The sequence below is a fragment of the Vibrio sp. R10-SG-ISO4 genome (assembly GCF_059834135.1).
The window spans coordinates 133,929-154,505 of record NZ_JCBDHJ010000011.1; the positions used below are offsets into that span (position 1 = coordinate 133,929).

The 20,577-nt window shown below is 49.7% G+C and carries 18 protein-coding genes and 3 pseudogenes; 5 read left to right on the forward strand and 16 right to left on the reverse strand.

Going from position 1 to position 20,577, the window contains the following annotated elements:
* Nucleotides 1-9: 9 nt before the first annotated feature.
* The 3 genes from AC6R03_RS06345 to AC6R03_RS06355 all read right to left on the reverse strand — a co-directional run bounded on the left by AC6R03_RS06345 (nt 10) and on the right by AC6R03_RS06355 (nt 1,970).
* A complete protein-coding gene (locus AC6R03_RS06345) occupies nt 10-1,215 on the reverse strand; it encodes an MFS transporter (protein ID WP_500630212.1) in 1,206 nt (401 codons plus the stop codon).
* Nucleotides 1,216-1,226: 11 nt separating this feature from the next.
* Nucleotides 1,227-1,415, reverse strand: a complete 189-nt coding sequence (locus AC6R03_RS06350) for a hypothetical protein (protein ID WP_500630213.1) — start codon at nt 1,413-1,415, stop codon at nt 1,227-1,229.
* Nucleotides 1,416-1,544: 129 nt separating this feature from the next.
* Entirely contained in the window at nt 1,545-1,970 is a 426-nt protein-coding gene (locus AC6R03_RS06355; RefSeq protein WP_500630214.1) for a rhodanese-like domain-containing protein, read from the reverse strand.
* Nucleotides 1,971-2,094: 124 nt separating this feature from the next.
* Here AC6R03_RS06355 and AC6R03_RS06360 point away from each other — a divergent pair, with 124 nt between their 5' ends.
* Together AC6R03_RS06360 and norR are read left to right on the forward strand one after the other, a co-directional pair.
* Nucleotides 2,095-3,087, forward strand: a complete 993-nt coding sequence (locus AC6R03_RS06360; protein ID WP_500626797.1) for a helix-turn-helix domain-containing protein — start codon at nt 2,095-2,097, stop codon at nt 3,085-3,087.
* A gap of 80 nt (nt 3,088-3,167) precedes the next feature.
* The gene (gene norR / locus AC6R03_RS06365; protein WP_500630263.1) at nt 3,168-4,706 is read left to right on the forward strand and encodes a nitric oxide reductase transcriptional regulator NorR; all 1,539 of its coding nucleotides are present in this window, start codon (nt 3,168-3,170) and stop codon (nt 4,704-4,706) included.
* Between the two features lie 54 nt (nt 4,707-4,760).
* Here the strand turns inward: norR and AC6R03_RS06370 are convergent, their stop codons facing one another.
* The 4 genes from AC6R03_RS06370 to AC6R03_RS06385 all read right to left on the reverse strand — a co-directional run bounded on the left by AC6R03_RS06370 (nt 4,761) and on the right by AC6R03_RS06385 (nt 7,920).
* Entirely contained in the window at nt 4,761-5,234 is a 474-nt protein-coding gene (locus AC6R03_RS06370; RefSeq protein WP_487902941.1) for a peroxiredoxin, read from the reverse strand.
* Between the two features lie 87 nt (nt 5,235-5,321).
* Complete coding sequence (locus AC6R03_RS06375) at nt 5,322-6,287, reverse strand: succinylglutamate desuccinylase/aspartoacylase family protein (RefSeq protein WP_500630264.1); 966 nt, start codon at nt 6,285-6,287, stop codon at nt 5,322-5,324.
* Nucleotides 6,288-6,333: 46 nt separating this feature from the next.
* The gene (locus tag AC6R03_RS06380; protein WP_487902940.1) at nt 6,334-7,512 is read right to left on the reverse strand and encodes an MFS transporter; all 1,179 of its coding nucleotides are present in this window, start codon (nt 7,510-7,512) and stop codon (nt 6,334-6,336) included.
* 129 nt (nt 7,513-7,641) lie between these two features.
* Entirely contained in the window at nt 7,642-7,920 is a 279-nt protein-coding gene (locus AC6R03_RS06385) for a GNAT family N-acetyltransferase (RefSeq protein WP_500630215.1), read from the reverse strand.
* A 170-nt stretch (nt 7,921-8,090) separates the two neighbouring features.
* Between AC6R03_RS06385 and AC6R03_RS06390 the strand changes: the two genes are divergently transcribed.
* Nucleotides 8,091-8,828, forward strand: coding sequence for a flagellar brake protein (locus AC6R03_RS06390; RefSeq protein WP_500626801.1), 738 nt, complete (start codon nt 8,091-8,093; stop codon nt 8,826-8,828).
* Between the two features lie 60 nt (nt 8,829-8,888).
* On the opposite strand, the gene gltS is transcribed toward AC6R03_RS06390, so the two are convergent.
* Complete coding sequence (gene gltS / locus AC6R03_RS06395) at nt 8,889-10,115, reverse strand: sodium/glutamate symporter (RefSeq protein WP_500630216.1); 1,227 nt, start codon at nt 10,113-10,115, stop codon at nt 8,889-8,891.
* Nucleotides 10,116-10,682: 567 nt separating this feature from the next.
* On the opposite strand from gltS, the gene AC6R03_RS06400 reads away from it, so the two are divergent.
* The gene (locus tag AC6R03_RS06400) at nt 10,683-11,603 is read left to right on the forward strand and encodes a polyprenyl-phosphate transporter (protein WP_500630217.1); all 921 of its coding nucleotides are present in this window, start codon (nt 10,683-10,685) and stop codon (nt 11,601-11,603) included.
* A gap of 62 nt (nt 11,604-11,665) precedes the next feature.
* On the opposite strand, the gene AC6R03_RS06405 is transcribed toward AC6R03_RS06400, so the two are convergent.
* From AC6R03_RS06405 to AC6R03_RS06435, 7 genes and pseudogenes are all read right to left on the reverse strand, one after another.
* Nucleotides 11,666-12,142 (reverse strand): Lrp/AsnC family transcriptional regulator, encoded by a 477-nt coding sequence (locus AC6R03_RS06405; protein WP_334552806.1) that lies wholly within the window; start codon nt 12,140-12,142, stop codon nt 11,666-11,668.
* A gap of 69 nt (nt 12,143-12,211) precedes the next feature.
* Nucleotides 12,212-12,445, reverse strand: a complete 234-nt coding sequence (locus AC6R03_RS06410) for a hypothetical protein (RefSeq protein WP_334552808.1) — start codon at nt 12,443-12,445, stop codon at nt 12,212-12,214.
* Between the two features lie 166 nt (nt 12,446-12,611).
* Nucleotides 12,612-14,099 carry a sodium/proline symporter PutP gene (putP, locus tag AC6R03_RS06415; RefSeq protein WP_487902934.1) on the reverse strand — a complete coding sequence of 496 codons (1,488 nt, stop codon included), beginning with the start codon at nt 14,097-14,099 and terminating at the stop codon, nt 12,612-12,614.
* 72 nt (nt 14,100-14,171) lie between these two features.
* Nucleotides 14,172-14,708 (reverse strand): annotated as a pseudogene (locus tag AC6R03_RS06420) (1-pyrroline-5-carboxylate dehydrogenase); the annotation flags it as partial.
* 101 nt (nt 14,709-14,809) lie between these two features.
* Nucleotides 14,810-14,894, reverse strand: a pseudogene (locus AC6R03_RS06425) (1-pyrroline-5-carboxylate dehydrogenase); the annotation flags it as partial.
* On the reverse strand, nt 14,891-18,046 hold the full coding sequence (gene putA, locus AC6R03_RS06430) for a bifunctional proline dehydrogenase/L-glutamate gamma-semialdehyde dehydrogenase PutA (RefSeq protein WP_500630218.1): 3,156 nt from the start codon (nt 18,044-18,046) through the stop codon (nt 14,891-14,893). The gene putA and the pseudogene AC6R03_RS06425, both read right to left, overlap by 4 nt.
* A 218-nt stretch (nt 18,047-18,264) precedes the next feature.
* The gene (locus AC6R03_RS06435) at nt 18,265-19,080 is read right to left on the reverse strand and encodes a helix-turn-helix domain-containing protein (protein ID WP_500630219.1); all 816 of its coding nucleotides are present in this window, start codon (nt 19,078-19,080) and stop codon (nt 18,265-18,267) included.
* A 398-nt stretch (nt 19,081-19,478) separates the two neighbouring features.
* On the opposite strand from AC6R03_RS06435, the pseudogene AC6R03_RS06440 reads away from it, so the two are divergent.
* Nucleotides 19,479-20,153, forward strand: a pseudogene (locus AC6R03_RS06440) (SUMF1/EgtB/PvdO family nonheme iron enzyme); the annotation flags it as partial.
* Between the two features lie 96 nt (nt 20,154-20,249).
* On the opposite strand, the gene AC6R03_RS06445 reads toward AC6R03_RS06440, so the two are convergent.
* Nucleotides 20,250-20,577, reverse strand: a 328-nt coding sequence (locus tag AC6R03_RS06445; protein WP_500653649.1) for a pyridoxal 5'-phosphate synthase, incomplete at its 5' end; no start/stop codon positions are given.

The window sequence follows — 20,577 nt, forward strand, 5'->3', positions numbered from 1 at the left end:
ACGTACGGATCAGCTCGCAGCGGCCAATCTTGCCACAGGCTTGTCGTTGATCGGCAAATGAATCAATGCCGCAGCAAAAGCCAAGACCACGGTCGACCACCAAATCGGATCGTAAGAGCCGTAGTAGTCATAAATTCGACCGCCCACCCACGCGCCAAGAAAGCTGCCGACTTGGTGGCTGAAAAACACCAACCCATACAAGGTGGAAAGGTATTTCGCGCCAAAGATCTGCCGAACTAAGCCCGACGTCAGCGGCACAGTCCCTAGCCATACAAAGCCGATCGCCCCGCCAAAAAGCGCCGCCGTTGACTCAGTAACAGGCAAAGTGACAAACCCAGCGATGACTATAGTTCGCATAACGTACAAAGCCGCCATCACGTGGCGTTTGCTGAATTTATCACCCAGCACGCCCCAAAAGTACGAACCAAAAATATTGAAGATACCGACATACGCCAGCGCCATCGCCGCCGTTGACGCAGGCAGGGCTTTATCAGCCAAATAACTGGGCAAATGGGTTGCAATGAACATCACATGGAACCCGCATACAAAGAAGCCACCATGGATCAGCCAATACCCCTTGTGGGAGAAGGCTTCTTTCAGTGCCTGTTTAAGGTTTTGATCATCCGCCACCTGAGTGGTCGCCGCACTCGTTTTAGGCGTTTTCATAAACAGACCAAAAGCCACCATAGTAGAACAGAGCAGTGCAAACACCTGCATCGCGCCTTGCCAGCCAAAATCAGACAGCAGAGCTTGAGCGCCCGGGATCATCGCAAACATGCCAAACGAGCCTGCGGCGGTCGTCAATCCAAACGCTTTGGCCGCGTGCTGTGCGGGGACCACTTTGGCGACGGCCCCGAGCACAATCACATAACTGGTTGCACTAAGGCCAAGGCCAACCAACACACCCAATGAGAGATACAACACGCTAGGCACAGTGGCGATCGAGGTCAAATAAAGCCCCAATCCATAGGCCAGAGCGCCACCGACAATAATACGTTTGGCGCCGAAGCGATCAGCGGCCATACCAACAAACGGCTGAAACGCACCAAATAGCAGGTTTTGTAGGGCAATCGCGAAACTAAAAAACTCTCGACCGACCGTAAAGTGCTCTGAAATAGGCATCATAAAAATGCCGAACGATTGGCGAATACCCAAACAGATGATGAGAATGGCAATGCCCAGCCAAACCATCAGTGGAAATCGAAATACACTCATTATTGTTGCCCTTAATGATGGTGGTGAGAATGACTATTGCCGTGACTTGATGCACGTGGGTCTTGGCTTGAAGCATCATCGAACTCAAGCTCTTGTCCATGACACCCCAGTGCCATCGCTTGTTCGGCCAACGTACTAAGCAAGGAGGGGGAATGGTGAACCCCTACCAAGACAAGCACAAGCACTAAGGTCATTCTCATTAGTTGAGCACTGAGTGATTGCGATAAAAGGGATGAAAAAAGCATACGTTTCAGCCTCAGTGACAGTAAAAAGAGCGCGGAGTGTAGAGCGCCGCGCGCCATGACTCAAATGACATTTCTACACTCATGTTATGCATAAGATGCATTTTTCTGCTCGCTCTTCGAACCTGTGACCAAAGCAAAGCCTTCATCCTGCCAACCTGTTACACCACCAATCATCTTTTTCACTGGTCTGCCGAGGCGAGCCAAACGAACGGCGGCTTTTTCAGTGCCATTGCAGTGTGGCCCTGCGCAATACACGACAAACAGCGTCTCTTGCGGGTAGTGAACCAACGCACGTTCATTCAATCGAGCATGGGGAATCGATACCGAGCCCTCAATATGCCCTGCGTCAAACAGCGCCTCACCGCGCACATCGATAAGAACGAAATCTTGTAATCCGTTACTTATCGCATGGTGCACGTCCCAGCAATCGGTCTCAAACTGCATTAACGACTCAAAATGGCGCAACGCTGCCTCACTGCTCGCTGCCGGTACTCTTGATACTGCGCTCATGGCTCTCTTCCTTGTTTATTGAGGTTAGCACCATTATCCGCACAAATTATCGACCTCGCCACTGGCTTAAAAGCCAACGTTCGTTAATAATAAGCCAAAAGCTGCATTCAGCTGGAGGTAAATAATGAGCACCGACAAACAGGGATTCACTGCAAAACCCTACGCACATCAGACCAAAACAGTGCGCGTTGCAATATTGGCCCATCAGCACGTGACTTTATTTGAGCTCTCCTGCGCGGTTGAACTGTTTGCCCTGCCAAGACCGGAATTCAAAGAGTGGTACGATACCCAAGTCATCACACTGGAAGACGCGCCAATTCAGACCACAGGTAACATGACCTTGGTCACTGAATCAGCAAGCTCGCTTGAGCCGTTTGACACCTTGATCATTCCCGGTTGGCCAACAGGGGATGACACCATCCCACCGCTGATTGCGAAAGAAGTAACGCGTTTTGTTAACGCAGGTAAGCGAGTGCTGTCTCTTTGCTCTGGCTCATTTTTGCTGGCCAGATTAGGGCTGCTCGCCGGTAGAAAAGCCACCACGCATTGGATGTACGAGAGCAAGTTTCGTGAACAATTTCCCGATGTGGACTATCAATCGGACGTGCTGTATGTGTTGGAGGGGCAAATAGGCTGCGCCGCTGGCAGCGCTTCTGCGCTCGATTTAGGACTGGCGATCATACGCGAAGATTTTGGTTACCAAATCGCCAACCAAGTCGCAAAGCGCTTGGTTGTCTCATCACATCGCACCGGCGGACAAGCACAATATGTCGAAACGCCCATGCTCAAAGTGCCGAGCTCGTTTTCCAACGCCGTTGAGTGGGCGAATGAACACCTCAGTCAAGCCATCAGCGTCGACGAATGGGCAAGCCACGCCAATATGTCGCGGCGCACGTTTGATAGAAAGTTTCGCTCAAGCTTCAACCTCTCCCCTAAAGCCTGGCTGATCAAGCAGCGCATCGAACGCGCCAAAGGGTTATTGGAAACCGAGCCGCTAAGCATTGAGCAACTTGCCCAACAATCGGGGTTCGACAGCGCCGTCACGCTGCGCCACCACTTCCGTCGTTTAGTCGGCGTGTCTCCTCAGCAGTATCGGGAGAAGTTTAAACTGGGCTAAACAACCCAATGACATTGTTGATGTTAAAACAACATCGCAGTGCTACACTTCCTGCATGCCGATATGACAAAATGACAACCATGCAAGATAAACTCAATCGCGTTTTACTCGATATTGCCCTAAACCTCAGTTCTAGCCAAAACAGTGAACGTCAATATCAAGTCTTAATTGACGGTGTTGACCGTGTCTTTCCCTGTGATGCGAGTGCGCTGTTCATTCTCGATCAGGATGGGCTGCTGACACCCGTCGCGGTAAAAGGCATTGCGGCGAGCATCTTTGGTCGCCGTTTCTATCCGAAAAACCACCCCAGACTTCAAGCCATCATGCAAAGCACCTCCCCGGTGCGTTTTGATGCTCAATGTGAGTTACCCGACCCGTTCAGCGGCATCATGCTCAGCGCAGAGAATGATTTGGATGTCCATGACTGCATGGGGTGCAGCTTGTATGTGGAGGGGCAATTGGTTGGCATCTTAACTTTAGATTCACTCACAGTCGGCGCGTTTGACAGCATCGATGTTGTCACGGTTGAAACCTTTGCCGCGCTTGCGGCAGCGACACTACGCAATATCTCGCAGATGAATGCGCTCAAAGCGCAAAATCAGAAACAGAAGTCGGTGACGCAGACGCTCATCCAGCAAGCACGATCGCAGACGGGTGAGATGATGGGCATTAGCCCCCAAATACGCCAACTAAAAACCAACATCTCAACCGTGGCGCAGTCGGACTACGCTGTGTTGATCACCGGAGAAACGGGGGTGGGTAAAGAGTTGGTGGCGCACAGTGTCCACGCGCAAAGTCATCGCGCTGACAAACCGATGATTTACGTCAACTGCGCCGCCTTGCCAGAAGGATTGGCTGAAAGCGAATTGTTTGGTCATGTCAAAGGCGCTTATACCGGAGCCAGTCAGCACCGAGCGGGAAAATTTGAACTGGCCGATGGTGGCACGCTGTTTCTCGATGAGGTCGGAGAATTATCATTAACGCTGCAAGCCAAACTATTACGAGTGCTCCAGCAAGGTGAAGTGCAACGCGTCGGCAGCGATCAACGTTTGCTGGTCAATGTGCGCATCATCGCCGCCACCAATCGCGATCTGGACAAGGCGGTCAAGACGGGTCAGTTTCGCGCCGATCTATTCCACCGCTTGAACGTTTTTCCTATTGACGTTCCTCCGCTTCGCAAACGCGAAGGTGATATTGCGGTGCTAGCGGGGTATTTGTTGGAGAAGGTTCGCAACCAGTTCCACATTCCTAATTTGCACCTGCATCCCAAATCCATTCTCTTGCTGGAAAAACAGACCTGGCCAGGAAACGTCCGAGAGCTAGAACACACCCTCACGCGAGCGGCCCTGCGCTGCATTCAGCAGCAGCAACATATTATTCAACCGAGCCACTTTGACACTGGGCTAACCACCTACAACACCGCATCACAACCGCACTTTTTACCCAAAGAGAGCCAGCCAATGCGCGAGCTTGTCGAGGCCTATCAAAAAGATCTGATTGTTCATGCGCTTGACGTCGCCAACGGCACTTGGTCAAAAGCAGCCGAGTTTCTTCAAATGGATCGCGGAAATTTGTATCGGATGGGCAAAAAGCTTGGGGTGATGGTGCAGGGGAAATGAAAGGCGTGTAAAAAATGGCCCGCAATGCGGGCCATCGTTCAATAACGGCGTTGATTACAGTGTGTCGAGAATTGCTTCAGCGCTGCTTACCTCAAACTTGCTTGGCTCTTCAACGTTGAGTTGGGTGACAACGCCATTGTCGATCACCATTGCATAGCGTTGTGAACGCAGACCACCGAATGAAGCGGTGTCTTTCTCAAGCCCTAACGCTTTGGTGAAGCTTGCATCACCATCGCCCAGCATCATAATTTCGGTGGCGTTTTGTGCTTCGCCCCATGCGTGCATCACAAAGGCATCATTCACGGAGACACAAGCAATCAAGTCAACGCCTTGCGCTTTGATCTTGTCTGCGAGCACAACGTAACCGGGAAGGTGCGCTTCAGAGCAGGTAGGCGTAAACGCGCCAGGCACTGCAAACAGAACCACTTTTTTACCTGCGAATAGTTCAGAAGTTGAATGTGACACCATTCCATCGCTCGTAAGCTCACTCAGTACCGCTTCTGGAATAGTTTGGCCGATCTCTATCATGGTGACGTTTCCTATGTCATGGGTTTTACTCATCATAGCGGTGAATAGCCAGATTAACCACGGGTAGATACTAAGGGTATTACACCCTCAGCAAATCAAGCGTACGACAAGTGACCCCGGCGCACGAACCGCTTCAACATTGTGGCTAATCACCGTCCCCGAGACTGGAGCGACGTATTCATCCACCACGTCGCCAAAACTGTCATATTGAGTCGCTAGCGACTGACCGACTTCAACTTTGGCCAGCAAAGGCACGTGACACAGGACAAATCCGCCCTGGTTGGCGCGAATACTGACGATCTTTTTCCCTTCAACACAGGGAGTTTCGCTGCGTGATACGGGTTCATCCAACATCTCATAGGCGCGCAAAATGTTGAGCACGCCTTGCGTCGCTCTTCCAACCATGTCGATGTCGGTGTAACGCCCCACACCCACTTCAATCGTAATGGATGGGATCCCCGCGCGGTTGTAGACGGTTTCCAAAATACCCGGGTCACCGGGATCATCAAGAATGACATCAGGATTGACGAGTCTTGCCATCGCAATGGCTTCTTCCAAGCGATAGTCGGCAAACACATACAAAGGATACGCTGAGCCGCTGGTTTGCGAATGCAGATCAATCGCCAGATCTGCATTGGGTTTGAGCAAGTTCTCCCACAAGCTGAAGGCATAGCGACTGGCATCGTCCCCCTCCGCACTGCCGGGAAACAGGCGGTTAAGGTTAGCAGAAGAGCTGTCTGGCGCGGCGGAGTGAAAGTCGCGACTGTGGCGCTCGATACCCGAGAGGTTGACCGTTGGCACTATGGTCACCGTACCGGCTAACTTTTTGCCCACTAAGGCTCTTGCCAAACTTTGAGCAGTCAAGATGCCATTTTGTTCATCACCGTGAACGCCCGCCGTGATCATGACGCGCTTGCCCGCTTGCTCACCTTTGAACACTCTAACGGGTAAAGTTTGAGCGTGGCCCACCGCGTCGGTCGCCACCGCAAACCACAGTTTGTGCTCGCCGGGCGCCAGCGCGTCGACATCCAACGCTTTCAACGTCGGATACATAGGAACGATATTTTGGTTGAGTGACGTCACCTCTTGTTTCACAGCGTTAACTCCATCTTAATAGTCGGACTTCATTCCCTTCTTCAGGCTTGGCGGGAATGTTTAAAGATAACAGTAGTGATACCCCAGCCATCGCCGCACCGATATAAAACACCGCGGCGGGAGAGACAAGCCAAATAAAGCCAAAGGTCACTGGAATGACAACCGCAGCAATATGGTTAATCGTAAAGGAGACGCCCGCAGTCGAAGCCATATCAGCAGGGTCGGCAATTTTCTGCAGATAGGTTTTTATCGCCAATGCCAAAGCAAAAAAGAGATGATCAATCACGTACAAAGCGGCGGCCCACTCTGCGCTTTGCACTAGGGCGTAGCCGACAAACACGCCAATCAAGCCGACATATTCAAACATCAAGGCTTTGCGCTCGCCCACATGGCCAATAAAGCGACCAATACGCTTAGCAAATAGGAAGTTAAACAGGTAGTTGATCAAAAACAGCATGGTAATATCGGCCGCCGAGTAGCCAAACTTTTCCACCATCAGAAAGCCGGCAAAAACGGTGAAGATTTGGCGACGAGCGCCACTCATAAACGTCAATGCGTAATAGAGCCAATAGCGTTTGCGCAGCACCAACTTCTTATTTTGCGGGGTTTGTGCTTCAAATTGAGGAAACGCGAACGCCATCCAAGCGACCAACACCAGCCCAACGCCGCCAAACAGCAGGTACACCCATTTAAACTCCATCGCGAACACTTCCAAACACAGCCAAAGCGCGCCGTAGGTAACCAGAGAGGCAAGCGCGCCAACCGATATCAGCTTGCCGAGCATTTCTGGCGCTTCGTCTTTATTTAACCATTGCAGGGAGAGCGACTGTTTTAGAGTTTCAAAATAGTGAAAGCCGGTCGACATCAGTAACGTGGTCATCAATAGGCCAAATAGGGAGGGGAAGAACCCCGTAATCGCGGTGCCCAGTGTTAACGCCACCAAAGAGAGCAACATGAACTTCTGCTCACGGACAAACAGCAAAACAAACACTGCGGTAAACGCTAAGAAACCCGGTATCTCACGCACACTTTGCAATAGGCCGATGTCTGCACCATCGAAATTGGCCTTCTCGATCACAAAGTTGTTTAACAGTGCCATCCAGCTTGAAAAAGCGATGGGCACAACGATAGAAATGAGCAGCAGAAAGTTTTGTGGGGTTTTCCAAGAGGCAGAGCGATTCATAAGCCGTACATGTTGATGTGAAAGAAGTGTTACATTAATCGCAAACTGGCGACTTTACCAGTCCCGCACCTCGCCAAGGTCAGTACATTGATACTGACTATATGGCGAGAATCAAAACCGATTAACATCTCACGCCACTAAATGTTGCCACTCAGGGTGACGCTCAAGGTAGTGGACAACGTAGCTGCAGACTGGGTGAATTTTTAGCTTTCGCTCCTCAAACAGGGGAAGGATCGCTTCCATCATAACCTTGCCATAACCTCGCCCTTGCAGCGCGTCAGGCACTTTCGTTGACGTAATGTGATAGACGTCTGCCACTTTATGGTAACGAACTAGCGCGTACTCTTCCCCTTCAAGGTGAACACGAATTTGACAGTTCGACTCATCGAAAATCAGTTTTTCCTGCATAATTACTCTTAAAAATGCTACTTGGCTCATAATTTTACCGCAAATAGATGTTTGAACAATCCTTCAAGCGTGAATAAAATCTAAGACTCTCGGAAACATTCTGACATGATTTTCGAAAAAATATGATGCTGACCGCAAAAACAACTAAAAAGCGGCAAGCAGGAGGCTAGATGACATCTCAGGCAGTGTTAAAACAACAACGACATTCGGGTTCGAAAATCAAAGACAAAAATAAATCCATAATTAAGAGCTCGGACGCTCTAGCCATGGTTGAGCATGGTGGAGAATTAACCATCGGCATCACGACTCCAGTGGGCACGACATTTCGCTGTAAAACCGCGTTCATCGGTTCGCACTCTGATAACTATGTGTTAGCCGAGTTACCCAAGGTCTCCGACGATGACCTTGACTATTTCTTCCAAGAAGGATTTTGGGCGACAGTGAGAGCCATTTCACCCCGTGGCGAAGGAGCGCTGATCCACTTCCGCTCCCAACTCCTGCACGTCATGGTGTCCCCTGTGCCTATGGTTGCGCTTTCCATACCACAGACCATGGAGGTCACCCAACTTCGAAAAGAGCCACGCTACGATGTCAACCTCGCGGTCAAAGTGATTGCACAGTCCCATCGGCTGGACGGTGAAATTCGCGATCTCTCCAAAGGCGGTTGCCGATTCATTACCGCGCCACTGAGCCGTTCATTCCAAGTCGGAGAAGAAGTCTCTCTAAATGTGATGGTGCAAAGTGGTAAAGGGGTTGAATTTCAGCCTTTGTTTGGCAAGATCTGCAATCTTCAGCGATCACACCATTACTCTCGATATGGTGTTGCCTTTACTGAATTAGGGGCAGAAAACGCGAAAAACCTGCTCGGTAAACTGAAGTTCGACGGCACCAAGCTCACCTTGAGATAAAACAATTAAAAAAGACCCAGCGTTATAACACGGCTGGGTCTTTTTTATAGGCTCATTCCACTAACGGATAAAACTGATATAGCCTTGCAGAATGACCAAATTGACAATATCGATAAAAAACGCGCCAACAATCGGCACAACCATAAAGGCCTGAGGGGATGGGCCAAATTTATTGACCAACGAGCCCATATTCATGACAGCGGTTGGGGTCGCGCCGAGCCCAAAACCACAATGGCCGCCAGCAATCACTGCCGCATCGTAGTTTGCTCCCATCACCTTGAACGTCACGAAATAAGCAAACAGGCCGAGAATCACCGATTGCACGGCTAAAATCAGCAAAAACGGCAGCGCCAAATCAAAGATGTTCCACAACTTTAAGCTCATCAGCGCCATCGCCAAAAACAGCGACAACGATACAGTCCCTAGGATATCGACGGTTTCGGTGTCCACTTTGTGAGTTTTGGTGACTTCGAGAATATTGGTGATAAACACACCGATAAACAACGCATAAACAAAATCGGGAATCATCAACCAAGAGATCGCCAACTCGCTGACCCACTGCTCTAGGTATTTAGCCCCCGTCACACAAAGCAGTAAGATAAAGAGCACTTCCACCACTTTTTTCGCGTTGACCTTGTCCTCTTCGTACTCGTTATAGGTGACAAGATCAGGAAACTTCTCGTGTGTGTGGCCGCCACAGCCATATTGAGATTCAACCTGGTGTTTATTAATCAGCTTCTGAGCCACAGGACTGCCAATAATGCCACCAATGATCAAACCAAACGTTGCTGACGCCATCGCGATTTCTAAAGTGTTCGGTAGTCCAAAGCTTTCGGAGAAGGTTTGCGACCAAGCCGCCCCTGTGCCATGTCCACCCGACAAGGTTATCGAACCGGCGATAAGCCCCATAAGAGGATCAAGACCAAGCGCGGTGGCCAAAGAGATGCCTACGCCATTTTGAATCACGATGTAAAATGAGGCGATCGCAAGAAACAAAAAGACCTTCGCCCCACCTTTCATCAATTGGGTATAGTTGGCCGCTAGGCCGACGGTGGCAAAAAACATCAACATGAAGATTTTTTGCAGCGGTAAAGAGAAGGTCACATCGACGTGGTTGAAATGCAGCACGGTAATGATGAGCGCCACCACAAGCCCGCCTACAATGGGTTCAGGGATATTAAAACGCTGCAAGATAGGAAGACGAGCATTGATAAACTGGCCGAGAAACAACACACTGATTGCGACTAAGAACGACTCTAATGGCCCAACGGAGATTATTGGATTCATATCACCTCTTTGACGTTGCTATGCCATCTTCCTTAATGACGTGGGTACTTTTCCTCTAGTGAAACAACTGGATAAAGACGATATCGACTGACAATCGGTCGTAAAAACTACCGTCTTTGTGCAATAAAAGCGGCCATTATGGAGAAAAAAGTGGGGATTTGTCGAGTTTTTCCGGAAAAAAGGCAAAAAAAGAGCCAACCGCAATCGTGCGCTTGGCTTATATGTATTGTGAACAAAATTCATTCACTAACAACGTCAGTTGGCTAGGTGACCCTCGGCTTAAGAAGGGTCAATAATATAAATGCATGATGCATGCCAAGTTTATATTGGTCGTTTTAGCCTGTTGTATCGCACTTCTTGTCAGGCTTTGATTGCATTTTTGCAAAGTGCAATTGCATAATGCAAACAATGTGCATTTCAATAAGAAACTGATCTCTTATATTTAATTTTATCAATGGTGGCTATTGATGTTTTTTCCACATAGTCAGCGCTATACATAGCGCGATAATTTAACTCCAACGCCTTAGGCGTTATACTCTCGCCACACAGAATAAGTGACCATAAACAATGAGCTATTTTTCTACATTTTTAAAAGGGTTAGCGATGGGCGCCGCGGATGTCGTCCCGGGCGTCTCTGGCGGCACTATTGCCTTTATCACCGGCATCTATGACACTCTACTCGAAAGCATTCGACGTATTAACCCAAGTCTAATCGGTGTGGTGAAGCGTGAAGGCATCGCCGCGGCGTTTTCTCATATCAATGGCCTTTTCCTCATCAGCTTGTTTGCTGGGGTATTTACCAGCATCGCCACCTTAGCCAAAGTGATCTCTTGGCTGTTAACCTATCACCCTATCCCACTCTGGTCGTTCTTCTTTGGTTTAATCTTAGTGTCAGTGGTACACATGCTTAAGCAGGTGCAACATAGATCGCTCAATCGACTGGTTTTTCTCGCGTTTGGCGTAGGGTTTGCCTACAGCATCACAGTGTTACAGCCCTTGCAGCTTGAACCAACCCACCTCAACGTGTTCTTAGCGGGCACCATCGCCATCTGTGCGATGATTCTGCCCGGTATTTCCGGCAGCTTCATCCTGCTACTTCTTGGCATGTACGCGCCAGTACTCGGCGCGGTCAAAGCTTTCGATCTGCCTATCCTAGCGCTGTTTCTCACTGGGTGTGTGGTCGGGATATTGAGCTTTTCACATCTGTTATCTTGGCTATTGCGACGTTTTCGGGACTTCACTTTGGTCTTTCTGACCGGCCTTATGCTCGGTACACTGCCGAAAATCTGGCCATGGAAAGAGACCATCAGTTGGCGAGTGAACTCGAAGGGCGAACAAGTACCCTTGGTGCAGCACAACCTTTCACCGTTTGAATTTGAAGCGTTAACTGCCCAGTCCTCACAGTGGCTGTTGGCGATTGTGCTCATGCTTTGTGCCGTTGGGTTGGTACTAGGATTGGAGAAGCTTTCCGAACGTAATGACGGCTAAGCACAGTACTATCTTAAGGAAAAACGGGCTTAAGGAAAAACGGGGCGCTTCAAGCGCCCCGTTTACAATTTCGCGATAAGATCTGGATTGATGCCAAAGCTGGTTTTGTGCTCTTCAATCACCACTTCACTGCGGGTTTGAATCACACCCGGTAATGTCCCCATCTTACTCGACATGAAACTCTGATAAGCCTTCATGTCTTTCACTCGTACTTTGATCATGGTGTCAAAGTCGCCAGACAAGGAGTAACACTCTTCGATTTCCGGAATATCGGCCACGGCTTGGGCAAATTTATCAAAAATAGAGAAACTGGTTTGATCAAGACGAATATGGATGAAAACCTGGACATCTAGGCCCAACTTTTCTGGGTTGAGTTCGGCATGATAGCCTTTGATATAGCCTTCTTTCTCAAGGCGTTTCACACGATCGGAACAAGGAGAGGTAGTGAGATTCACCTGCTTCGCCAATTCAACAATGGGCAATCGACCCTTAATGTTTAAGGCGCGCAGTATTTCTTTGTCTATTCGGTCTAATTCCATTGCGTCTCCAGTCTCGCTTTGATTCCAATCGAGCTGGATTATACAACGAACATAAATAAAGTCTGAGTCTTACGCCGCTTTTGCGTGGTCGAAATCTCGATTCGAAGGGACATGGGTCGCTTGGGTGTTGCAGACGCGACAGAAGCTTTGTTGCTCCATTTTCACGTAGTGTGCGCCTTTAAAAAGAGTAGAGAAAAAACACGCCAAACTTTTTACGACGGAATCATGGTTTTCATCACATCGTTTCATCACCGCTTTGTGCGCTGTTACCTTATCGCAGCAATGGCAGTACATTTGTGGCATTGTCCTCTCTCCTTTTCTATGCGTTCCATTTAATCGACATAGTTTTAATGACAGAGTTCCGAGTTCTCAAACTTTAGTTTAAAAAATGTGAGCTGTGTACAAATAATAGACTGGAAAATGTCTAAAGCCCTGCGAACAGGGCTTTAGACACTAGAGTGATGATTGATTAATCAAGGGTTTGCAGCTGTTTCTCATAGTCAGCAAATTGTGCTTTTACTGACTCTTCAGGCTCTGCGCTCAATAGACTCACCATCACGATCGATAGGGTAGAAAACACAATTCCTGGAACGATTTCATACACATCGAACCAACCGCCAGACAATTGCTTCCAAACCACGATTGTCACACCGCCGACAATGATACCCGCCAACGCGCCATTACGATTCATGCGCGACCAGTACAAGCTCAATACTAAAGCTGGGCCAAATGCAGCACCAAAGCCTGCCCATGCGTAAGAGACCAAACCCAGTACAGAGCTGTCGGGTGTCATCGCCAGTACGAGGGCGACAATCGAAATACCGACAACCGCAACGCGTCCAACCATCACAATCTCTTCAGAGCTGGCATCTTTCTTAAACACTTGTTTGTAGAAATCCTCCGCTAGCGCGGATGAAGACACAAGTAACTGAGAGTCCGCTGTACTCATGATCGCCGCAAGAATCGCGGCCAGTAGGATACCGGCAATCACTGGATGGAATATGGCGTTAACCAACAACATGAAGATGGTTTCGCCATCATCCACATTTCCACCGGTATTGGTCACGTAAATAAGCCCGACCATCCCCACCAAAAGCGCGCCAGCCATAGATAAGCCTGTCCAGATCACCGCGATACGGCGTGCCGTCGTCAGGTCCTTGTTGCTGCGAGATGCTTTAAAACGCGCCAAAATGTGTGGCTGACCAAAGTAGCCCAAGCCCCATGCCACAAGCGAAATGATCGCGATAGCAGAGAGTGGCTCGCCTTTGGAGTCATTCCACAGTGTCAGGAGTTCCGGGTTGATGCTATTGAGCTGAGCAGCAACATCAGAGAAGCCACCCTCCATCGCCACAACGGGAACGATCATTAACGCAGCCGCCATCAACAGCCCCTGAACCAGATCCGTCCAAGAGACCGCTAGGAAGCCACCAAATAATGTGTAAGAGACCACACACACCGTACCGATGATCACCGCCATGGTGTAATCCAAACCAAACACGGTTTCAAACAGTTTTCCGCCCGCGACCAAGCCAGAGCTGGTATAGAAAAGGAAGAACAGCAGAATGAAAAATGCGGAAATCACCTGAATCAATTTTGAGTTGTCATTAAAACGACGTGACAAGAACTCAGGTAGCGTTAGAGAATCGGTTGTAATCGAGTAGGTGCGTAGGCGTTTGGCGTTGATTAGCCAGTTGAGCCATGTCCCGACAAGAAGACCACCGGCCAACCAAAATGCTTCAATACCGGCTGCGTAGGCATAGCCTGGCAAACCCAGCAGCAACCAGCCACTCATGTCGGATGCCCCAGCCGATAGCGCCGCCGGCCAAGGGCCAAGCGAGCGACCGCCCAAAAAGTAATCCGACGAATTTTTCGTTCGCTGATACGCAATCACGCCAATCGCCAGCATCATGATCAGATAGGCGATGAACGTTGTTGTAATAGCAAAGCTATTTTCCATCTATATTGTCCTCTTTTAGAATTCGCTTTCCCTAAACATCCTCTTCCTTGGAAGAGGATGTCGCATTTAGGTTTAGTGGCTTTCGCTACCGAGCTCGAGCAAGGTAGCGTTACCACCAACAGCAGTTATGTTTATCGTTCTAGTACGCTCGGTAATAAACCTCAGCGCCAAATGCGGATCCTGCGCCACAGGCAGCGCGGATAGATCCGTCTCCGAAACCAAACTGACAATCGCGCCAGAACGTTTCGCAAGTTGTCGGTTGAGGCGAACGAGCGCCTGCGTTTGACCGACATAACCGATACAGCGTATATCGGATTCCAATAGCTGCGGGTGCGCCTCTAATGGGGCGACCTGCAGCACATGAGTAGGCAGTGATGAGTGCGTGCTGGCGTCTTCCAACGCGGTGCACAGTGTGTCGTCATCGCTGCAAAAGATGACGCTATTGCCCGCGAGCAACGCCGTCGTCAGTTGCGCAAGCACAGACCACTTCGCTTGCGCAGATTTTTCTTCCTGAATAAGAACCGTCACACCGCGACCTGCAGTGTAGAGCTCGTTAGTCTCTCCGGTTGGGCCTGACAACTCATGGCAATGCGCCAACAGTGATGTCGCACGCGCAAGTTGAAAACGCATGACGTTCAGCCCAGCGTTCCAATCTGCGTCTTCACTGTGGTTTTTAGCCTTGCCCATCGCTTCAATCAGTGAGGAGACATCCTCTTTCTTAGAGGCAAAATCGGTCAGATTCCAATTCTCAAACGCAGAGAGAGCATCGGTATAACGTGTCACTTGATGAATCATGATAATTCTCCTGCCTCTGATGATTGAACGGCCTGCGTGTAGTGTGGCTCGGTAAAACGATACAAGTAGTGTGGGCCGCCAGCTTTAGGGCCAGTGCCCGATAAACCTTGGCCGCCGAATGGTTGAACCCCAACGACTGCGCCAACTTGATCGCGGTTGATGTAGCAGTTCCCCACCCGAGCGTGCTTTTCGATCCAGCGGTAGGTCGTTTCGTTGCGGCTGTGAATGCCCATCGTCAAACCAAAACCGGTCTGGTTTATTTTCTCTACCACTTGCACTAGCTCACGGGCTTTAAAGCGCACGATGTGCAAAATTGGGCCGAACTGTTCTTCACTGAGCATATCAATGGAGTCAATCTCAAACGCAGTCGGAGCAACAAAATCGCCATACTGATGGGTCTCATCCAACGTCAACTGGGCGACAAGCGTTTGTGTCCGCGTCATGGTATCAATGTGTTGATTGAGTTTCGCTTTGGCTTTGCCATCGATCACCGGTCCCACGTCCGTTGAATGTAGATAGGGCGCCGCAACGCGCAGCTCTTGCATCGCACCTTGAATCAGATTGACGATGCGATCGGCAATGTCTTCTTGGACATACAAAACTCGCAGCGCACTGCAACGTTGCCCCGCAGAGGCAAACGCCGAGCGAATCACATCGCGCACCACCTGCTCAGGCAAGGCGGTGCTGTCGACAATCATCGCGTTCTGTCCACCGGTCTCCGCAATAAACGGTACCGGGTCAACATCGCGCTCCGCCAACGTTTGATTGATGCGTTGCGCCGTCGCAGTCGAGCCCGTAAAGGCAACACCGGTAATCGCTTCATGTGATGTCAACGCGTGACCGATATCGCTGCCAAGCCCAGGCACAAGTTGGATAACACCAGCCGGGAAGCCAGCTTTAAGCATCAACTCAACGGCACGCGCCGCAATTAAACTGGTTTGTTCAGCCGGTTTGGCGACAACGGTATTTCCGGCAACAAGCGCAGCGGTAACCTGACCAAGAAAAATCGCCAACGGGAAGTTCCAAGGGCTGATGCACACAAAGACACCTCGGCCTACTCGTTCTACCGTTTGAGGCTCACCACTTAGTGATGTAGTGGTCATTGGCGCTAGCTCATGAACTTGCTTGGCGTAGTAGCGACAGAAATCGACCGCCTCGCGGACTTCATCAATACTGTCATGAATAGTCTTACCCGCTTCTTGATGACACAGCGCCACCAGTTCAGCCATGTGGGTTTCTAACAGATCCGCCAACGTCTCCAAGGATTGTGCTCGCTCACTTGCAGGAGTGGCGCGCCATGATGAAACATGCTGCGCCGCAACATCAATCGCTTCGGAAACATGATCAAGGTTGGCATACAGTACATGACCGACTTCGATGCGACGATCATAAGGGGCCGTGACTGGTACAGACTGGCCACTTTCCTTGATCATGCTTTCGCTTGGCACTCGACCATTGATAATCGGCCCTGCAAACCATTGGTGAGCTAAGAATTGCTCAACTTGCTGCTCAAAACCCAGTGCTTCACTTTCAATGTCAATATTGATCCCAAACGAGTTTTTGCGCTCCGGGAAAATCGCGGGCGGCAGAGGAATGCTCTTATTGTCGAAGCTGTCAAAAGCGAGCAGCATATCGACCGGGTGTTGTGTCAAAGAGTCAATCGGGCATCGCGCATCGACCAGACGATGGACAAAAGAGCTGTTGGCGCCATTTTCCAACAAGCGTCTAACCAAATACGGTAACAAGTCTTTGTGACTGCCCACAGGCGCGTAAATGCGCACTGATTGTTGGTAGCTCGCCATCGCGTGGTGATACAGAGCATCCCCCATCCCATGCAAGCGCTGAAACTCAAATTCTTTGTGCGGCGCCATCACTGCAATGGCACTGACTGTCTGCGCGTTATGGCTGGCAAACTGAGGGAAAAGTCGACCACGCACCGATTCGCTGAGTAAGAATCGCGCGCACGCAAGATACGCCACATCGGTCGCTTCTTTGCGTGTGTAGACCGGATAGTTGTTATAGCCCGCCTGCTGAGACCACTTGATCTCGCTATCCCAATAGGCGCCTTTGACTAAACGCACCGGAATCATTGCTCCAACTTGTGCCGATAAACCCGTCAACCAAACCAATACAGGCAACGCGCGTTTGGAGTATGCTTGCACCACAAGACCAAACTTGCCCCAACCTTTCACCAAATCCGTGCGGTAGATTTTCTCGAACAATTTCAGTGACAGCTCAAGTCTATCGGCCTCTTCGGCATCAATAGTGATCGCCACATCAAGTTCAACAGCGCGTGACAGAAGCTGCATCACAGTCTCATACAGCTCGCTAAGCACGCGCTCTTCGTTCGCCACTTCATAGCGTGGATGAAGCGCGGACAGTTTGATAGAGACCGATGGCGCTGGGCTGGTCTTCAATCCGTAGTGATCGCTGCCAACGGCTTCGATCGCCATCAAGTAATCTTTGAAATATTTGTGAGCGTCACTGGTCGTCAGTGCCGCTTCGCCGAGCATATCGTATGAATAGGTGTAACCTTTGTCGCGCATGCTGCGGCCATTCTTTTGCGCCTCAGCGATGGTGCGTCCCAAAACAAACTGGTGCCCCATCACCTTCATCGCCTGATGCATCGCCTTGCGAATCACAGGCTCAGAAAGCTTATTGACCAATCGATTTACCGCACTGACTGGGCTTTGCGCTTGTGGTTCAGACAACCCAACAACTTTACCTGTAAGCATTAAGCCCCAAGTAGACGCGTTGACAAAAACAGAATCTGAGTGTTTTAAGTGAGATTTCCAATCGGCGACACTGAGCTTATCGCGGATGAGCGCATCGGCGGTGGCCGCATCTGGGATGCGCATTAACGCCTCTGCCAGACACATCAATAAGATCCCTTCTTGGGTATCTAGACTGTATTCAAGCAGCAGCGCATCAATCATTTGAATGGCTTTTTTGTCTGCGCGAATAGCTTTAATAAGCTGCGTTGTTTTTTCTAGTGTGGCTTGTTTTTCGTCTTCTGTTGGCGTGGCCAATGGAAGTAGTTGTTCTAACCATTGCGACTCGTCCACCATGTAAAGTGGCGAGATCAACGACCAAAGTTTGTCTAGCGGTTGCTGAACAAACTCGGCGTTTAACACATCCGTTGCTGTAAACATGCGTTTTCCTCAATCTCACACCCGACGTCTGTCGGAAACGGCTCAAAGCGGAGAATGCTTTGAATTTGTTGATCACAATGGCAAGCAGTGTATTTTGAGCTTGAGTGGAATACTTGTCAAAAACTCCGAGCTTTTTGCTGAATTCTACGTTTTTTAACAAAACAAAAACAGAATCACACTCAAATCAGCAAAACAAAGTGTCGGAACTGTTTTCTTTTTTAACCGAATTGTTTCTTGTATTGCGATGGAGAGAGGCCTTGCAGCCGGGTAAAGGTGTGAGTGAAGGTGCTTTGACCAGAGAAGCCAGTGAGCTCCGCAACTTGACCAAGAGAGAGCTGACCTTGTTGAATCAGTTGCTTGGCCATATCGATACGTTTACCTAGCACATACTGATGTGGGGTGATCCCCATTTGTTCTTTAAAGAGGTTATGAAACTGGCTTTCACCAAGAAACACGCTACCCGCTAACTGAGCCACGGAGATCTTCTGACTGAGATGCCGGTCGATATAGCGGTCAATAGACTCAAGATCAAAGCGTGACTCCTTGCGAATCGTCTCAAAGGCAGACATGTGTCTTTGCAATAAAGCCACCACCGTATCGTTGCAGGCGCGGCTAAGCAACAAATCATTAGGGCTCGATTGCATTTCACACACTAGCATCTGAATCAACTTTTGAATTTGGCTATCGAGTTGGAAATAGGTGTCTTTTTGACTCAGATCGTTGATTTTATTGAGCATCAAAGGGTCGTCTGACGTCGGCATTGGCATGTTAAGGACCAAGATATCCGATTGTTCTACCACGCCACCAAACGCATGATCAGACCCTGAGGTGACGACGCAACCCTGCCCTGGCCCCACGTAGTTCCCATAGCCATTAACCTCAAACTCCGCCTTGCCTTTCAGACCAATAACGACTTGCGTATAACTGTGGTCATGGCAGGTCATATAAGAAGGCAGGGTGATCAACTCCGCCGGCCTAGGCGACAAAACTTTGGCAGGTTGAGTGTCTTGGGATTGAGATTTTGCTCTATTCATCAGCTAATTCTTGCGCCTATCCGGTGATCTCGATCATGGTATAACAAAGTTTGACGAACACGAAATCCACCGAGCCCGTCGCTCATTGATCATACAAATGGTGAAAATATCATCAACACACTGATCATTACCGACAAGAACAGAGGGTTATTTCTTTATCGGAAGAATGATCAAGCGCACATAAATTACGGCTCATGTCACTTCTATCCCTTTTCTTATTTCGATATGGGGATTCTTTGCTTGCATATTTCATTAATCTGCCCAAGAAAAAAGCGGTGAAAACCTTTAAAGCGAAACTATTCGACAACCTGACTGAACCCATTATCGCCAAGCGCAATGAAAAAGACGTGCAGCTTAACGTCCCCGTTCAAGAGAGCTTGCCCGGTAGCTCTCGAGCGCCAGAAATGATCACCATTTTGCCGGGGCGCTACTTCATTGGTGAACACGCGTCTTATCAAGCGCACCTTGATCATGCTTTCGGGATTGGCGCGACGCCTGTTACCGTGACTCAGTTCTCTTCTTTTGTGGAGCAGACCAACTATCAAACCGATGCTGAATTGCAAAATACCTGCACCGCCATCGTCAATGGTGAAGTCACCCCAGTTGCCAACAGCTACTGGCGTAACCCAGGGTTCAAGCAATACGCGAACTCACCTGTAGTGTGTGTCAGCCAGAATGATGCCAATGCATACGCCCGCTGGTTAACTAAGCAAACTGGCGCTCTGTACCGCTTGCCAACCGAAGAAGAGTGGGAAGTGGCCGCGAGAGCAGGCAGTCAAGATCGTTACTGGTGGGGAGATAAGTTTGTTCCCGGTCAAGCGAATACCGGCTGGAGTGGCACCCCTTGGGCAAACAAGAGCACGTCACCAGTCAGCGCCTTTAAGCCTAACCCACTCGGTTTGTATGACGCTGTGGGCAACGTATGGCAGTGGACAAACAGCGCTCGTCACATCGCTAAGGGTGGCGCTTGGAACTTTGCTCCGGATATGTCCGCCGCTCATCAGCAGCTTTATTTGTCCGACTCTACCGCCACCAACTATGTCGGCTTTCGAGTGGTGCGAGACATTAACTAACGCTGAAGCCAAGTCTGTTGAGCTCGAGTAGCAATAAAAAATGCCACAATTGTGGCATTTTTTGTGTCTCTTACACTGAATGTTTTGTGTAGACGGCTACGGCGCTAAACGATCCACCAGCCAATTGTCTTGCTGTTTCGAAAACAAGAAACGATCATGCAGACGATGCTCACCCCCCTGCCAAAACTCGATGCTCTCTGGGCGAATGCGGTAACCACCCCAAAAGCTGGGCACCGGAATTTCACCCTTTTCGAACTTCTTTTTTAGCTCTAGGTATTTACCTTCTAGGATGCCGCGTGCCGAAATACGGCTACTCTGCTTACTGGCAATGGCCGCAATTTGACTCTCTTTGGGTCTTGAAGAGAAGTATTTCATGTTCTCCACAACACTCAGCTTCTCCGCCACGCCAGTAACGTGCACTTGG

Bases quoted from the DNA above. Each gene is read 5' to 3' on its own strand.
- AC6R03_RS06345 (WP_500630212.1), bottom strand. From the start codon at position 1,215: ATGAGTGTATTTCGATTTCCACTGATGGTTTGGCTGGGCATTGCCATT.
- AC6R03_RS06410 (WP_334552808.1), bottom strand. From the start codon at position 12,445: ATGCCACAAATGTACTGCCATTGCTGCGATAAGGTAACAGCGCACAAA.
- norR (WP_500630263.1), top strand. From the start codon at position 3,168: ATGCAAGATAAACTCAATCGCGTTTTACTCGATATTGCCCTAAACCTC.
- AC6R03_RS06385 (WP_500630215.1), bottom strand. From the start codon at position 7,920: ATGCAGGAAAAACTGATTTTCGATGAGTCGAACTGTCAAATTCGTGTT.
- AC6R03_RS06390 (WP_500626801.1), top strand. From the start codon at position 8,091: ATGACATCTCAGGCAGTGTTAAAACAACAACGACATTCGGGTTCGAAA.
- gltS (WP_500630216.1), bottom strand. From the start codon at position 10,115: ATGAATCCAATAATCTCCGTTGGGCCATTAGAGTCGTTCTTAGTCGCA.
- AC6R03_RS06380 (WP_487902940.1), bottom strand. From the start codon at position 7,512: ATGAATCGCTCTGCCTCTTGGAAAACCCCACAAAACTTTCTGCTGCTC.
- AC6R03_RS06375 (WP_500630264.1), bottom strand. From the start codon at position 6,287: ATGTATCCGACGTTGAAAGCGTTGGATGTCGACGCGCTGGCGCCCGGC.
- AC6R03_RS06355 (WP_500630214.1), bottom strand. From the start codon at position 1,970: ATGAGCGCAGTATCAAGAGTACCGGCAGCGAGCAGTGAGGCAGCGTTG.
- AC6R03_RS06400 (WP_500630217.1), top strand. From the start codon at position 10,683: ATGAGCTATTTTTCTACATTTTTAAAAGGGTTAGCGATGGGCGCCGCG.
- AC6R03_RS06350 (WP_500630213.1), bottom strand. From the start codon at position 1,415: ATGAGAATGACCTTAGTGCTTGTGCTTGTCTTGGTAGGGGTTCACCAT.
- AC6R03_RS06435 (WP_500630219.1), bottom strand. From the start codon at position 19,080: ATGAATAGAGCAAAATCTCAATCCCAAGACACTCAACCTGCCAAAGTT.
- putP (WP_487902934.1), bottom strand. From the start codon at position 14,099: ATGGAAAATAGCTTTGCTATTACAACAACGTTCATCGCCTATCTGATC.
- AC6R03_RS06405 (WP_334552806.1), bottom strand. From the start codon at position 12,142: ATGGAATTAGACCGAATAGACAAAGAAATACTGCGCGCCTTAAACATT.
- AC6R03_RS06370 (WP_487902941.1), bottom strand. From the start codon at position 5,234: ATGATAGAGATCGGCCAAACTATTCCAGAAGCGGTACTGAGTGAGCTT.
- AC6R03_RS06360 (WP_500626797.1), top strand. From the start codon at position 2,095: ATGAGCACCGACAAACAGGGATTCACTGCAAAACCCTACGCACATCAG.
- putA (WP_500630218.1), bottom strand. From the start codon at position 18,046: ATGTTTACAGCAACGGATGTGTTAAACGCCGAGTTTGTTCAGCAACCG.